This window comes from Roseixanthobacter liquoris (genome assembly GCF_043195135.2).
Lineage (GTDB): Bacteria > Pseudomonadota > Alphaproteobacteria > Rhizobiales > Xanthobacteraceae > NCEH01.
The window spans coordinates 3,771,027-3,785,503 of the sequence record NZ_CM195537.1 but is presented as its reverse complement, the minus strand read 5'-3'; the positions used below and the strand labels follow the sequence as shown (position 1 = coordinate 3,785,503).

Sequence of the window (14,477 nt, the reverse complement as noted above, 5' to 3'; positions counted from 1 at the left end):
GGTTCAGGCGAACAGCAAGCCCAAGTGATCATTGAGGAACATGCCGTCCGGGTCGAGCTTGCGGCGCAGGTCGCGGAAGGCGTGCGCCTTGGGATAAAGCGCGTCCACGTCGTCCCGGTTCATGAAGTGCAGCTTGCCCCAGTGGGGGCGCGAGGCATATTGGCGCAAAATGGCGTCGACCTCCCGCAGATAGGGCCAATAGGCGATGCCCGGGCCGCCCGAAACGGATACGGTCACGCTGTCCTGCTCATAAAATGGGCTGATCCAGCCTTTATCACTGGCAGTAAAACGGTATTCCAGAGGATAAATGCAATCGAGGTGCTTGGCCTGCATCAGCGCGCGCACCTCGCACAGGGCATCCTTTCCCTTTTCCAGCGGCACCGCATATTCCAGCTCGTGGAAGTTCGGCACATATTCGATGGGGTAGATTTCCGAGGAATAGGCGATGCGCTCGAACTCGCCTTGCGCCGCCTCGGGCGGCTCGTCGGTGATGTCCATCACCTTCATCTCGCACACGTCGGAGAGCTTCGACGTGGTGGAGACCGGCGCCGTATCGGGCAGGCAATAGAGGTGCCGGCTCTCGGGGGTGGGGCACCAGAAGAAGCCGAAATGGCGATGCTCCGCCGCCAAGGCGTCGTGGTTCGCAAGGCAGGTCTCGAAATCGTCGCGCCACAGCCGCTCGCGCAGATTATAGGCGTCCATGACTTGCAGGGTGACTTCGCTGATCACGCCGAACAGGCCGATGGAGACCCGCATCGCATTCAGCAGGTCGGGATCCGCGTCGGTCACTTCCAGGATCTCGCCCGACGGCTGCACCAGCCGCATGCCCACCACCTGGGAGGCGAGATTGCCGAGCTTGATCCCGGTGCCGTGGGTGCCGGTGGAGAGCGCGCCGGCAAAGGCCTGGGTGTCGATGTCGCCCTGGTTGGTCAGCGAGAGACCCAGAGCCTTCAACGCCCGGCCCGCGTCGCCGATGCGGGTGCCCGCCGCGAGCGACACGCGCTTGCGCGCCATGTCCACCTTGCGGATGCCGGTCAGCTTTTCCAGCGACAGGCGCAAACCGGGCGTCGCCACCACCGGGGTGAAGGAATGGCCCGAGCCCGCCACGCGCACCTTCAGCCCGCGCCGGCCCGCTTCGGCCACCAGCGCGCACAATTCCTCTTCGCTCTCCGGCACCGCCGCGTGCTGGGAAATGAAGGACTGGTTGCCGACCCAATTGTTCCAGTGGCCGCCTGCTCCAAGTTCCATGATGTCGTCCCTTAGGCTTCGCCCCGTCACATGGCGGTGAAGCAATTATCGACAAAAAGATGCGTCCCGCTGACGAAGCTCGCATCCTCGCTCAAGAGGAACAAGGCGGCTTTCGCCACCTCGTCCGGACGGCATAGCCGGCCCTGCTGGGCGGCGAGGGCGGCGTCCGAGACGTCGACGCCGTAGCGCGTCAGCTCTTCCACTTCCCGGATGCCGTGGGGCGTGCGGATGAAGCCGGGGCATACGGCGTTGCAGCGGATGTTGCGCTCGCGGAATTCCACCGCGATTGCGCGGGCGAACATGTGGCAGGCGCCCTTGGTGGTGTCGTAGAGCACTTCCATGGGCGTGCCCGCCACCGCGGAAATGGAGGAGGTGCAAACGATCGCGCCGCCGCCGGCGGCGATCATGCCGGGCAGAACCGCCTTGGTCATCAGGAACATGCTGCGCACATTGATGCCCATCAGGCGGTCCCATTCCTCTTCCGTCGTGTCGAGGAAGGGCTTCACCACCAGCGTGCCGGCATGGTTGAACAGCGCCGTGACCGGGCCGAAGGCGCCTTCCACCTCCGCCACGGCCGCGCTGACCGCCGCGCTGTCGGAGACGTCGGCGGCGGCGAACATGGCCTCTCCGCCGGCGGCCTTGATCTCCTCCGCCAGCGCCGCGCCCGCGCTGCCCGGCAGATCGACGATGGCGACCTTCGCGCCTTCCCGCGCGAACAGTTCAGAGGCCGCGCGCCCGCATCCCCCGGCGCCGCCGCTCACCAGGGCGACGCGCCCCTCAAGCCGCCCGCTCATGGCCGCGCTTTCGCCCTGTCCGTCGCCGTGAAGATCTCGCCCATAGGTGCCTCGCTTTGCGGTCTGCCGCCGATCTGCGTGTATCGGCGGGCATTGTTCGATTATGGGGTACATGTGCCCATATCCCCAAAGGGATAGGGGCCCTCGAACCCGCCGCCGGAGCCCATCGACCGGCGAGGGCCGGCCACGGGCCTCGCCTTTCGGGCCGGTTTTGCGAACAATTCGGGCGCGGCCGAAATTCATCTGCCGAACGTCGCCCGAAACGGCGATGTCATCGGCCGAAGAGGCGCGGAGAAGGGCTCCTAACCACGGTTCGTCTTCTCTAAACCATTGTTTCACGTGAAACATTTTATCAGAAAGCGTGCATTCGCAGGCCTCCCCCGAATGTCGATCCGCCCCGCGCCGGGAATCTGCTATACGCAAAAACCGGAACGAGGCCGGAACGCTTCCCATGGGAGCGAACCCGCGCGGGCCGGCCTGGATCGCGGGCGGGGGCAACTCCGGCGCGCGGCGTTGCGAAGCGGACCCCGCCTTGACCATCTATCTCCCCATCGCCGAACTGCCCGTGGCCATTTTCGCGATCTTCGCGATGGGGCTGGCGGTCGGCTTCATATCCGGGATGTTCGGGGTCGGCGGCGGCTTCCTCATGACGCCGCTGCTGATCTTCACCGGCGTGCCGGCGGCGGTGGCCGTGGCGAGCGTCTCCGCCCATATGGCGGCTTCCTCCTTTTCCGGCGCGCTGTCCTATCTGCGCAAGGGGCTGATCGACCTGCCCCTGTCCGGCGTGCTGCTGCTGGGCGGCCTGGTGGGCACCGGCGCGGGTGTCGCGACCTTCACGCTGCTGCGCGCGTACGGACAGGTCGATCTGGTGATCGGCCTGTCCTACATGACCCTGCTCGGCAGCGTCGGCGGTCTGATGCTGGTGGAGAGCGTGCGGGCGATCCTGCGCTCGCGCCGCGGCGAGGCGGTGAGCATCCGCCGGCCCGGCACCCATGGCTGGCTCCTGCGCCTGCCGCTGAAGATGCGCTTCCGCCGGTCGCGCATCTATGTGTCGGCGATCCCGGTGGTGGTGATCGGTTTCGGCATCGGCTTCCTCGGGGCGCTGCTGGGCGTGGGCGGCGGGTTCCTGCTGGTGCCGGCGCTGATCTATCTGCTGCGCGTGCCGACCCAGACGGCGGTCGGCACGTCCCTGGTGCTGACCCTGGTCACCATGACGGCGGCGACTGTTCTCCAGGCGGTGGCCAATGGCACCGTGGACGCGGTGCTGGCCCTGATCCTGATGGTGGGCGGCACCATGGGCGCCCAGTTCGGCGCCCGCGCGGGCCAGTCCCTCAAGGCGGAGCATCTGCGGCTGCTGCTGGGCCTGCTGGTGCTCGCCGTGGGGCTGCGCATGGGCGTGGATCTCGCCCGCCCGCCGGCGGACCCGTTCGCCGTCACCGCCAAGGGGAGGGGGAATTGATCCGCCTCCTGCTCGCTTGGGGTCTGCTCCTGCTGGCCTGCGTGGGCGCGCGGGCGGAGCGCCTGATCCTGTCGGTGTCCGAGCCGCATGTGCTGATCAATTCCAATTTCACCGGCGCCGACCTGGTGCTGTTCGGCGTGGTCGAGGGCGTGCCGCGGGCGGATGCCCCGCCGCGCTATGATTTCGCGGTGACCGTGCGCGGGCCGCAGGAAACCTTCGTCACCTGGCGCAAGTCGCGCGTGCTCGGCCTTTATGTGAACACCGACAGCCGCACGTTCGTGGATTGCCCGGCGGTGCTGGCGGTGGCGACCAATCGCCCGGCCGAGGAGATCGCGGCGCCGGAGGTGCTGCGCCGCGAGCAGATCGGGCTGAAACGCAACATCTTCCTCCAGCGGGTGGGGCCGGATTTCGCCGATGTCGTGCCGGACGATCCGTTCCGCCTCGCCTTTCTGCGCATCAAGACCGACGAAGGGCTTTATGGCGAGGCCCCGAACGGGGTCAATCTGCTGTCGCCCACGGCGTTTCGCACCCGCTTCCGCATTCCCGCGCGTGCCCCCGTGGGCACCTATGAGGTGAGCGTGAAGCTGTTTGCCGACGGGCAGCTGATCCAGGCCGCGGCGACCTCGGTGGTGGTCGAGAAGGGCGGCTTCGAGCAGCAGCTCGCCCGGTTCGCCGAACGGCACGCCTTGTTCTACGGCCTTGCGGTGGCGATCGGCTCCCTGCTGGTGGGCCTTGTCGCGAACCTGCTGTTCAAGCGCGATTGAACACGCGGGCCGCTCGCAAGAAGGTTGGCGCGCGCCGGTGAGATGCGCTAGGCAATCATTGCGTTTCAATGCAGGGCGGCGGCGGTTCGCGCGCGTGGGGGGATACATGGCCTCGGGTGATGTTTCTGTTTCCATCGAGGGTGGCGTCGCGCGGCTGACCTTGTCGAACCCGGAACGGCGCAATGCCATTTCCAGCGGCATGTGGCGGGCGCTCGCGGCCTTTGCATCGGACACCGCCAAGCGGACCGATCTCCGCGTCGCGATCATCCGGGGCGAGGGGACGCTGGCCTTCTCGGGTGGGGCGGATATTTCCGATTTCGACGCCGCGCGTTCGGACAGCTCGGGCGCGCAGACCTATGACGAACTGGTGGAAGGCGCCTGCGCGGCCATCGAGGCGGTGGCCTTTCCCACCATCGCCCTGGTCCATGGCGCCTGCGTGGGAGCGGGCGCGGCGCTGGCGGCGAGCTGCGATCTGCGGGTGGTCGCGGAAGACGCCTTCTTCGCCATCCCCGCCGCCCGGCTCGGGCTTGGATATGACCCGCGCGGCGTTGCGCGCTTCGTGCGGGTGTTCGGCAGCCAGGGGGCGCGCCAGCTGTTTTTCGGTGCCGAGCGGCTGAAGGCCACCCGCGCCTATGAGACCGGCGCGGTGGACCAGATCGCCCCGGCCGCCGAGGTGGACGCGCTCGCCGAGAAAGTGGCGCTGCGCATCGGCGAGAACGCGCCGCTGACGCTGCGCGCCGCGAAAGCCTCCATTCGAGCGGCTGAAGGGGCGGGCCACGGCGTGGCGGCCGAGGCGCGCCGGCTGACCACGCTCGCCAATGCCAGCGCCGATTATCGCGAAGGCCGTCTTGCATTCGCCGAAAAGCGCATGCCCCGTTTCAGCGGCGCTTGAGCCGCGCGGGCGCACGTTTTCGCACTTGGAAAAGCCGCCGCGGGGCGTTGCATTCGCCCCGCTTTAGCGGATATGGTCCGCGCCCATCGCGATGGGGCGTCGCCAAGTGGTAAGGCAGGGGATTTTGATTCCCCCATTCCCAGGTTCGAATCCTGGCGCCCCAGCCAGCATCCGGTGCCTCGCGCAACCCTGTCTCCCGTGCCTGAACTCCCTTTTGCGTCGAAGATGGCATGCGCCGCGAGCCTGGAAGCCGATCGTCGGGGACCAAGCGGCAAGGAGCCCGTCTGGCTTGGTTTATGCATGGTCTACTCGGGTCGCGCGGACCTGTTTGGCGGGGGTGGGTGTAATTATATCGCCAGTATCTCCGGCAGGCGCGCCCGATGCGACAGGATAAGTTCTGCCAATATAATATAAATAAGCCAGTCTAAGTATTTTCCCTGGTCAGCGAGTTTCTTTCCGAGGGGCGGGCATGAATGAATTGGTGACGAAAATTCGCGTTCACAACGAAGATTTTTTCGTGGCGAGCACGATAGAGCGCTGCCCGAAGAGCATGATGCTTCGGGAACTGGTCAAGAATGCATTGGAGGCCGCGACATCTGCGCCCCCCGGCGCGCGGCGGGTGGAGATCAATGCTTGCCTCGTGAACGGCGTGCGCAAGCTGCGCATCTGGAATACCGGCCTCGGGATGAATGCGGAAGAGCTGTTCCGCATGTGCGACATTGCCTCCTCCATTGGCAAAATGCAGGGGCTGGACGGAAATTTCGGCATGGGGGCGAAGGTGGCCTCGCTGCCCTCCAATCACCATGGGGTGCGCTATCGCTCCTGCCGCGACGGGCGCGTCAGCGAAGTGATGCTGGGTAAGCGCAATGGCGTCTACGGGCGTGTCCTGCGCCGCGATCCGGTCACCGGGGAACCGGCGGCCGTGGTTGACGTGACCGACCAGGTGAAGATCGAGGGGGGAGAAACCGCAAGCGATTGGACCGAGGTGGTGCTTCTCGGCAACCGCGAGAGCCAGGATACCATTGCCGATCCCTATGATGGGAATCCGAAGGTGCCAAAATGGTGGCTTCGGCAGGGTTTGCAGCTGCGTTTCTTCCAGATCCATGGCGATGTGGACGTTCTGATCGGGCCGGATCTGCATGACCTTCCCGGTGTGCGTTCATTCATTCCGATGGCCCAAATCTTCCGCGAGGGCTTCGCGCGCTGGGACACGGTACAGGTCGCGGACGGCGTGAAAGTGCATTTCGGCCATGATCCAATCCACCCCAAGCGTTCTGATGTGAACGCCTCCTTCAAGGACAGTTTCAGCAGCGGCTTCAGTTTGGCGGGATTGCTCTATGCCGACGAACTCTACGAAGTGCGCGCGTGGGGAGGCTGGACCGGGGAGGCACCCAATTACGGCATCAGCTCTCATGCCCGGCACGTGTCGCTTCTCGTCGAGCTTGCCGACGATTATCCGGTGCAGCCCGAGGGCTATCGGCAATTCCTGCGCTACAAGAACGGCGCGCAGGATCAGGTGCGGATGATAGATTTCGCCGCCATGGTCCGGGCCAATCATCCCGATTGGCTCCGCGAGCTGATGCGCAGCGCATCGCCCGATCAGGCCCTCATCGGCAATGTGAAGCAACAGCTGGAGAAGCTGATCGCGGCGCTTGGGCTAAAGCGGATGCGGCCGAAGTTCCGCAGTCCCCCGCCGGTGCCCAAGCCGCCGGTGCCGGTAAGTGAAAAGCCGCCGGTGCCGCCCCCCGCTCAGCCAGAGGCGGCGCCAAAGCCGAAGAGCGAGGACAAGCCCACGCCGTCGAAGCCGACGGAAGACAAAGCCAAGGATCTTCAGGAAAAGAAGGACTCCCCCGAGAAGGTGGAGGATTTCGAGGAGATGCCGGAGCTGCTGCTGTTGCGCAGCGCGCAGGACGTGGAGGAACGCACCCTCCAGCATCGTGCCGCGCGCTACTATTCGGAATCCCATCAGCTCTACGTAAATCTCCGCTATCCGAGCGTAGAACAAATGGCCGATATTTTGTTTGCGTCCCACCCGCCCGAGGTCGCGCCGAAACTTGCGCGGCAAGCGGCGACGGAAGCGGCGGAGAATGCCTTGGTCCTGCGTCTGGGCCGGGCTCTGGTCTATGGGCTCGCCAAGCGCAACGTGTCCGAGGGGTGGAGCGATGCCGAGAAGAAGCAGGTACTCTCCAGCGAGGTATTGACCCTCATTGCCGACGATCTGCATCTCGCCCTGCCAGCGGCCAAGGAGTTTTTCAACCAGCGGATTGTGCAGATCACTCGGGAAGCCGCCGAAAGCCGAGAGGCGTTCGAGAAAATGGGTGCACTCTGAAGATCAATGGATCCGTTGCGCTTCGCCAGGGAGGGAGCGCAGCGGTCCGTTGCCATGCAGCTCGTCGCCGAGCGGTGCAGGTGAGGCGGTGCAGGTGAAGAGCCGGCCGCCGCTTCCTCGCCCCTCGCTCCGCCGCCCTCACCGGGCCGGCGGATCGATCTTGATGCCGCCGGGACCGATGGTGATTTCGGTGGAATGCTGTTTCCGCTGATATTCCTGATAAGCGTAAAAGCTGCCGGCGCCGACGACGAACACGAGAGCGATGATCACGGCGTACAGGGCACTGCGGGGCATTCTTTGAACTCCTTGAGCTTGCTCAAGGTCAACGCCAAAGCCACGCCTGAGTTCCCTCCGGCTCGGCTTAAGTCGTCTGCCGCGCCATCTTTCATGCAGGCGCGCGCTCCGTCGCCCCTTCGCCATACCGCGGCCAAAACCCTGGACTAGGATCCAAGGCCTATTAGGATTGGATCCATGACCCGCTTCCTCTCGACCTTCCGCAGCGTTGGCATTCTCCTGGCCGTCGCCCTCGGCGCGGTGCTGCTGTTCACCTTGCTCGGAAGCCTGTTGATCGCGGTCGGTTTGTTCGTCACGGCCTTGGTGGTGATCGGCGGCATCCGCTACCTGCTGACCGGCAAGGGCGTGGTCGAGGTCCGCACGCAGACCTATCGGGCGGGCGAGTTCGAGATGATCGACGTCACCCCGCCCAAACCGCCCCGCCGGGACCGCTGAGGCGTCCCGTCAAGGTCGCGAGACCCTGGCCGAGCCCGTCCACGAGCCGGTCTTCCCAGGCGCGACCTTGGGTTCCGGGGCCGCCCGGCAGATGCACGAACACCACCGGAACGCCGCGCGCCGCCGCGCACGTGAGCACGCGATAATAAAGGCCATTGCAGAGGTAGCGCCCGGCATCGCGGGAGAGCGCCGCCGGCAGGCCCGCGGCGCGCATGGCCGCGAGCAGGCGGGGCAGATCCGCGCTGCTGCGGATTTCCGCCGGCCCTTCGCCCAGCTTGCGCCCCGTCATCGCCACGCCGCTCGCGTCCGGAAAGGAGCCGGCGGCGTTGACGGCGCGGCTTTCCACGCACACCACGCGCCGCCGGGATGCGACGCCAAGCAGCAGGATGATATCGGGCTTGAGCGCGTGAATGCGCAGCTCCGCCTGGTCCAAGGCGGCCCAGCGCGTGGGCAGGATTTCCACCAGCCGTTCCGTCTCCGCGAGGGCGGGACGGCCGAGCCGGCCGAGCCGGCGCGCCACCTGCGCCGAGGGGTTTTTCGGCACGCCGGGAAACGGCCCGAAGCCGCAGATCAAGATCCGCCGCTTTGTCCGGTCCACCCGCTAAAGCCCCAGCAAAGCCGCGATCTCGTTCGCGGCGAGGGTGGGGGAAAGGGTGCCTTCGGCGACATCCTTTTCCAGCGCCGGCACGCGGGCCTTGATGGCGGGATCGCTGGCGACGCACTCCGCCACCTTCTCATGCAGCAGGGTCCACATCCAGCGCACCTGCTGGGCGCGGCGTGTCGCGGCAAAGGCGCCGGCGGCTTCCGAGCGGACGCGATGGTTGAGCACTTCCGACCATAGCGCCTCGATGCCTTCCCCGGTGAGCCCGGAATAGGTCAGAACGGGCGGCGACCAATGGGCCGAGCGCGCGCCCAGCAGATGCAGCGCGGCGCGATATTCGCCGGCCGCTGCGCGCGCGCGGATAAGGTTGTCGCCGTCGGCCTTGTTCACGGCGACGATGTCGGCGAGTTCCAGCACGCCTTTCTTGATGCCCTGGAGTTCATCGCCCGCCCCCGGCAGCATCAGCACCAGGAAGGTGTCGGTGAGATCCGCCACCGCGGTTTCCGATTGGCCGACGCCCACCGTTTCCACCAGCACCACGTCGAAGCCGGCGGCCTCGCACAGGAGCATGGTTTCGCGCGTCTTCGCGGCGATGCCGCCGAGCGTCCCGCTGGAGGGCGAGGGGCGCACGAAGGCGTTGGGGTCAACGGAGAGGCGGGCCATGCGCGTCTTGTCGCCGAGGATGGACCCTCCGGTGCGCGTGGAGGAGGGGTCCACCGCCAGCACCGCCACCTTGTGGCCCTGCTGTGTGAGATAGGTGCCCAACGCATCGATGGTGGTGGATTTGCCGACGCCGGGCACGCCGGTGATGCCCACGCGATACGCGTTTCCGGTGCGCGGCAGCAGGCCCTGGAGCAGGATTTCAGCGCGGCGGCGATGATCCGGGCGGCGCGATTCGATCAAGGTGATGGCCCGCGCCAAGGCGGCGCGCTCGCCGCGAACCACGCCCTCGGCAAGCCTGGCGTCGTCGTCCCTCGCCTGCGTCATCACATCCCCTTCGGCGGTCGCGACCATTTGCACTCCTCGCATAGGCGATGCTGCGGCGCCGAGCATGCCGGCTTCGCGCCCCGCCCTCAATGGGCCCCTGGGGAACATCGCGGCCACGTCCGCGTTGTAAAGGCATCTTCCCCCACACAGGAGTTCCCTCATGAACTGGGACCGCATCGAAGGCAATTGGAAGCAATTCACCGGCAATGTGAAGGCCCAATGGGGCAAGCTCACGGACGACGATATCGCCGAGATCAAGGGCAATCGCGAAGTGCTCGAAGGCAAGCTGCAGGAGCGCTATGGGCTCGCCAAGGACGAGGTGAAGCGCCAGGTGGATTCCTGGGCCGACAACAGCCGCATGAATTGACCCGCGCGGACGGCGGGTCCGATCCCGCGTCCGTCCCGGTCCCATCGCAAGGCGCCGCGTCGCAAGGATGCGGCGCCTGCTTGCGTTTCAGGCGAGCTTGACGATCGCGCTCGCATCGAGCCGCGCCAGGGCGTCGGTGACGCGCTCGCCGGCGATCCGCAGATCCGGCGCGATTTCCGCCAGCGGCACCAGAGCAAAAGCCCGTTCCATCAGGCGCGGGTGAGGGAGCTGGAGGTCGCTCTCCTCGATCCGCGCATCCCCGAACGCGAGGATATCGATATCGATGGCGCGCGGGCCGAACCGCACCTCCCGCGCGCGGTCGCGGCCCAGCATGCGTTCCACCAGAAGCGCGAGATAAAGCAGGCCGTGCGCATCGAGCGGGCAATCCACCGCCACGACCTGATTGAGATAGGGCGGCTGGGGCACCGGCCCCCAGGGCGGCGTGCGATAAAGCGCCGAGCGCGCGGCGATGGTCAGCCCCGCCCGCGCGAGCGTGGCAATCGCGAGGGCCAGTGTTTCGCGCGGCGCTCCGACATTGGCGCCGAGGCAGAGATAGGCACGGGTGAGGCTCATTTCGCGTCGCGGATCGCCTCCGTCACGCGTGCGGCCTGCACATGGGCCGCCACGTCGTGCACGCGGATGATCTCGACCCCCGCCATGATGCCGATGACGTTGGAGGCGATCGTGCCGGGAACCCGTTCCGCCGGCAGGCTGTCGATGACCTTGCCGATGAGCGATTTGCGCGAGGTGCCGAGCAGCAGCGGATAGCCGAGCACGCGCAATTCCGGCAGGCGGGCGATGGCGGCGAGATTCTGCGGGAAGGTCTTGCCGAAGCCGATGCCGGGATCGAGCACGATGCGGTCCTTGCGCACGCCGGCGCGGAGCGCACGCTCCAGGGCGCCATCGAAGAAGGCCAGCAGCTCGTCGATGATATCGAGGCTGGCGTCCACCTCGGCGCGATTGTGCATGAGCACGGCGGCGGCCTCGCTGTCCGCCACCACGCGCGCCATCTCGGGATCGCGGGTGAAGCCCCAGACGTCGTTCACGATCACCGCTCCGGCGGCGATGGCGCGGCGGGCCACGTCGGCCTTGGACGTATCGATGGAAATCGGCACGCCGGTTTCGGCCTGCAAGGCGTCCAGCACCGGCGCGACGCGCGCCCATTCCTCATCGGCGGCCACCGGCACGTGGCCCGGCCGGGTGGATTCCCCGCCGATGTCGAGAATGTCCGCCCCTTCGCTGGTGAGGCGCCGGGCGGTCGCGAGCGCATCTTCCACCGCGAGGCTGCGGCCGCCGTCGGAGAAGGAGTCCGGCGTCACGTTCAATATGCCCATGACGAGAGTGCGCGGGCCGAGGGGCAGGGCGCGGCCGCGTGCCTGCAGCAAGCGGGGAGCAAGGGGTGAGGTCATCTGCGCGTCAACTCCGATGCCGGCCCGGCTTGGCCGGCTCACGCCACCTGTCGCAAGCCCGGAATGGCGGCGACGATCCGATCCACCAGGTCCGACCCCGCCTTTTCGCGCGCGAAGGCGACCACTTCGCGCGTGGCATCCTGCACCTGGGTCATGGTCATGCCGTTTTCCATCATCTGGTCGGCGATCCGCATCAACCGCGCCATGCCGCCGAAATGGCCGGTGGCGGCGGGAAAGGCGGCTTCGTCGGGCGGCATCTGCAATTCGCCCTTCAGGTCCGGAATGGCGGCGACGAGTTCGGCGATGGCGGCGGGCGGCGCCTCGCGCGAGAGAAACGCCAGCACCAGTTCGACGGCGGCGCGCGCGGTCTGCTCGCTCACCCCGACCTTGTCCATGAGCCGAGCGGTCAACTCATCCATGGGCAACTCCTTCTCGCGGTTTCGTCGGGACGGCGCGGCGGGATATTGACCGCGCCGCACCATGGGCGCAAGCGCGCAAAAGCGCTCGGCGCCACTTGCCCGCACGGTGTTGCCCGCGCGACAAAGCGGACAGGCAAGTTTGGGAGGATGGCATGGCGAGCCCCGATTCGGACGGCAGGATCTTTCTCGGCGCGAGCGTGGCCGGAAAGAGCGTGCATCCCCAGTATCTCTCCTTGCGGCTGGCCAATCGCCACGGCCTCGTCACCGGCGCCACGGGCACCGGCAAGACGGTGACGCTCCAGGCGATGGCGGAGGGCTTCTCCCGCGCCGGGGTGCCGGTGTTCGCCGCCGACATCAAGGGCGACCTCTCCGGCGTCGCGGCGAAGGGGGACGGCAAGGATTTCCTGCTCCAGCGCGCGAAGGACGTGGGCATCGCCTATGAGGCCGATACCTTCCCGGTGATCTTCTGGGACATGTTCGGTGAACAGGGCCACCCGATCCGCGCCACGGTCTCGGAAATGGGGCCGCTGCTGCTGGCCCGCCTGATGGGCTTGAACGAGACCCAGGAAGGGGTGCTGAACATCGCCTTCCGCGTCGCCGACGAGCAGGGCCTGTTGCTGCTGGACCTGAAGGACCTTCGGGCCATGCTGGTGTGGGTGTCGGAGAATGCGAAAAGCCTTTCCGCGCAATATGGCAATGTCTCCGCCGCCAGCATCGGTGCCATTCAGCGCCAGCTTCTGGTGCTTGAGAACCAGGGCGGGGACCATTTTTTCGGCGAGCCGGCACTGGACATCAAGGATCTGATGCGTATCGACCGTTCCGGCTACGGCACCATTTCCATCCTCGCCGCCGACAAGCTGATGGGCGCGCCACGGCTGTATGCCTGCTTCCTGCTGTGGCTGCTGTCCGAATTGTTCGAGCAATTGCCGGAAGTGGGCGACGTGGAAAAGCCCAAGCTCGTGTTCTTCTTCGACGAGGCTCACCTTCTGTTCGACGAGGCGCCGAAGGCGCTGCTGGAGAAGGTGGAACAGGTGGTGCGGCTGATCCGCTCCAAGGGCGTCGGGGTCTATTTCGTTACGCAAAATCCGCTCGACGTTCCCCAGAGCGTCCTGGCCCAATTGGGCAATCGGGTGCAGCATGCGCTGCGCGCGTTCACGCCGCGCGACCAGAAGGCGGTGAAGGCGGCGGCCGAGACCTTCCGTCCCAATCCCAAGCTGGATACCGCCCAGGCGATCATGGAACTGGGCAAGGGCGAGGCCCTTGTCTCGATGCTCGAAGGCAATGGCACGCCCACCATGGTTGAGCGCACGCTCATCCGTCCCCCTTCCGCGCGCATCGGGCCGCTGACCGAGCCGGAGCGCCGCGAAATCCTGCGGCAAAGCCCGGTGGGCCACCTCTACGATACGCCGCTCGACCGGGAGTCGGCGTTCGAGATCCTTCAGCAGCGGGCGGCTGAGAAAAGCGCGCCCGAAAAGGGCGGCCCCGGAACGGGCGCGCCGGAGCGGGTGCCCCCGGCGGGGCCATGGGGCCGCCCGACCGTGCCGCAGACGGGGACGGCGCCCGCCCGCGTCCCGACACGTGCGCCCTCCCGCGCTCCCTCGTCGAGCCGGATGACCACCACGGAAGTGGTGGTGCGACAAGTGGCGCGTTCCGTTGCGTCGCAGGTTGGAACCCAGCTTGGAAAGGCGATTTTGCGTGGAATTCTCGGCAGCATCAGCCGCTGATCCCGCCTCGCCACAGTTGCGTCCACGGTGCGATGTGGTATCAATATAGTCGAGTCGAACGTGATTGCGGGGTTGCGTTCGGCCGGAGCTGCTTAACCAGCGCCCCGGCCGTGCAGTGGCCGGTGTGCTTCCTAATGGGAGCGCCCCATGAAGGTGTTGCCAACTGCCCGCATTCTCATTGTCGATTCGGATTCGGCGCGTCGTGAAATCACATGCGTGGGCCTGAAGGCGCTGGGCGTCGGGGCCGTCACCGAAGTCTCCTCCATCGATGAAGCGCTGAACGCTCCGCGCGCTTTCGACGTGCTTGTCGTCCAGGCGTCCTCCATGGATCTTGTGCCCGATCATCCGTTCCGAGAAGGGCCGGATGCGGTGCCCGGTATCCTCGTGACCGACGGGGCGCCCGCCGTTCTGGCGCGCCTTGCAAGTCGCGCCGGCTATGATGCGGCGGTGGCCATGCCCTTGCTGCCGCGCCTGCTCTATCGGCGGGTGGGCTCCGTGCTCCAGCGGGCGCGCCGGGCCCAACGGCCGGCCTTGTCGAGCCATGACGATGCCACGGTGCGCAGTCCGCTGCTGGCCGCCAGCTGAGGCCCTGGCGCGGCAGGCGGCCCGCGCATCCAGGCCTGGGGCGGGAATATTCCCAATGATTCCGGTCACTTGTCTTGTCGCCCCGGGGCTCCGGGGCCGACCTCCCGCGCACGCCTGAGCCGCGCCGCCGCGCCGGCGGGGCCGCATTCCATCGCTGGATCCATCTTGCC

16 protein-coding genes and 1 tRNA gene are annotated in these 14,477 nt (G+C 66.8%); 9 read left to right on the top strand and 8 right to left on the bottom strand.

Features of this window, described 5'->3' with window-relative positions; translation table 11 throughout:
* Nucleotides 1–3: 3 nt before the first annotated feature.
* Nucleotides 4–1,248, bottom strand: a complete 1,245-nt coding sequence (locus tag V5F84_RS17110; protein WP_394041323.1) for a D-arabinono-1,4-lactone oxidase — start codon at nt 1,246–1,248, stop codon at nt 4–6.
* Nucleotides 1,249–1,274: 26 nt separating this feature from the next.
* A complete protein-coding gene (locus V5F84_RS17105; protein ID WP_394041322.1) occupies nt 1,275–2,042 on the bottom strand; it encodes an SDR family NAD(P)-dependent oxidoreductase in 768 nt (255 codons plus the stop codon).
* 532 nt (nt 2,043–2,574) lie between these two features.
* On the opposite strand from V5F84_RS17105, the gene V5F84_RS17100 reads away from it, so the two are divergent.
* The 5 genes from V5F84_RS17100 (at nt 2,575) to V5F84_RS17080 (ending at nt 7,486) form a co-directional block, all read left to right on the top strand.
* Nucleotides 2,575–3,501, top strand: a complete 927-nt coding sequence (locus V5F84_RS17100) for a sulfite exporter TauE/SafE family protein (protein WP_394041321.1) — start codon at nt 2,575–2,577, stop codon at nt 3,499–3,501.
* Nucleotides 3,498–4,265, top strand: coding sequence for a TIGR02186 family protein (locus tag V5F84_RS17095; RefSeq protein ID WP_394041320.1), 768 nt, complete (start codon nt 3,498–3,500; stop codon nt 4,263–4,265). The genes V5F84_RS17100 and V5F84_RS17095 overlap by 4 nt, the downstream gene beginning before the upstream one ends.
* A 106-nt stretch (nt 4,266–4,371) precedes the next feature.
* Entirely contained in the window at nt 4,372–5,157 is a 786-nt protein-coding gene (locus tag V5F84_RS17090; RefSeq protein WP_394041319.1) for an enoyl-CoA hydratase-related protein, read from the top strand.
* A 92-nt stretch (nt 5,158–5,249) separates the two neighbouring features.
* Nucleotides 5,250–5,324, top strand: a tRNA-Gln gene (locus tag V5F84_RS17085).
* Between the two features lie 302 nt (nt 5,325–5,626).
* A complete protein-coding gene (locus tag V5F84_RS17080) occupies nt 5,627–7,486 on the top strand; it encodes an ATP-binding protein (RefSeq protein ID WP_394041318.1) in 1,860 nt (619 codons plus the stop codon).
* Between the two features lie 138 nt (nt 7,487–7,624).
* On the opposite strand, the gene V5F84_RS17075 is transcribed toward V5F84_RS17080, so the two are convergent.
* The gene (locus tag V5F84_RS17075) at nt 7,625–7,780 is read right to left on the bottom strand and encodes a hypothetical protein (RefSeq protein WP_394041317.1); all 156 of its coding nucleotides are present in this window, start codon (nt 7,778–7,780) and stop codon (nt 7,625–7,627) included.
* 177 nt (nt 7,781–7,957) lie between these two features.
* On the opposite strand from V5F84_RS17075, the gene V5F84_RS17070 reads away from it, so the two are divergent.
* Entirely contained in the window at nt 7,958–8,215 is a 258-nt protein-coding gene (locus V5F84_RS17070; protein WP_394041316.1) for a hypothetical protein, read from the top strand.
* On the opposite strand, the gene V5F84_RS17065 is transcribed toward V5F84_RS17070, so the two are convergent.
* Together V5F84_RS17065 and meaB are read right to left on the bottom strand one after the other, a co-directional pair.
* On the bottom strand, nt 8,181–8,813 hold the full coding sequence (locus tag V5F84_RS17065; RefSeq protein WP_394041315.1) for a pyroglutamyl-peptidase I: 633 nt from the start codon (nt 8,811–8,813) through the stop codon (nt 8,181–8,183). The two genes, V5F84_RS17070 and V5F84_RS17065, sit on opposite strands and share 35 nt — an antisense overlap.
* A gap of 3 nt (nt 8,814–8,816) precedes the next feature.
* Complete coding sequence (gene meaB, locus V5F84_RS17060) at nt 8,817–9,830, bottom strand: methylmalonyl Co-A mutase-associated GTPase MeaB (RefSeq protein WP_394041314.1); 1,014 nt, start codon at nt 9,828–9,830, stop codon at nt 8,817–8,819.
* 133 nt (nt 9,831–9,963) lie between these two features.
* Between meaB and V5F84_RS17055 the strand changes: the two genes are divergently transcribed.
* Nucleotides 9,964–10,170 carry a CsbD family protein gene (locus tag V5F84_RS17055; RefSeq protein ID WP_394041313.1) on the top strand — a complete coding sequence of 69 codons (207 nt, stop codon included), beginning with the start codon at nt 9,964–9,966 and terminating at the stop codon, nt 10,168–10,170.
* Nucleotides 10,171–10,257: 87 nt separating this feature from the next.
* Here the strand turns inward: V5F84_RS17055 and folK are convergent, their stop codons facing one another.
* Genes folK through V5F84_RS17040 form a run of 3 tightly spaced genes read right to left on the bottom strand, consistent with a single transcriptional unit; the run spans nt 10,258 to nt 11,998 of the window.
* The gene (folK, locus tag V5F84_RS17050; RefSeq protein ID WP_394041312.1) at nt 10,258–10,743 is read right to left on the bottom strand and encodes a 2-amino-4-hydroxy-6-hydroxymethyldihydropteridine diphosphokinase; all 486 of its coding nucleotides are present in this window, start codon (nt 10,741–10,743) and stop codon (nt 10,258–10,260) included.
* Nucleotides 10,740–11,579 carry a dihydropteroate synthase gene (folP, locus tag V5F84_RS17045; protein ID WP_394041311.1) on the bottom strand — a complete coding sequence of 280 codons (840 nt, stop codon included), beginning with the start codon at nt 11,577–11,579 and terminating at the stop codon, nt 10,740–10,742. The genes folK and folP overlap by 4 nt, the downstream gene beginning before the upstream one ends.
* 38 nt (nt 11,580–11,617) lie before the next feature.
* A complete protein-coding gene (locus V5F84_RS17040) occupies nt 11,618–11,998 on the bottom strand; it encodes a DUF2267 domain-containing protein (RefSeq protein WP_394041310.1) in 381 nt (126 codons plus the stop codon).
* Nucleotides 11,999–12,150: 152 nt separating this feature from the next.
* Between V5F84_RS17040 and V5F84_RS17035 the strand changes: the two genes are divergently transcribed.
* Entirely contained in the window at nt 12,151–13,722 is a 1,572-nt protein-coding gene (locus tag V5F84_RS17035) for a helicase HerA-like domain-containing protein (protein ID WP_394041309.1), read from the top strand.
* 147 nt (nt 13,723–13,869) lie between these two features.
* Nucleotides 13,870–14,307 (top strand): DNA-binding transcriptional response regulator, encoded by a 438-nt coding sequence (locus V5F84_RS17030; RefSeq protein ID WP_394041308.1) that lies wholly within the window; start codon nt 13,870–13,872, stop codon nt 14,305–14,307.
* The last annotated feature ends 170 nt before the right edge of the window (nt 14,308–14,477 follow it).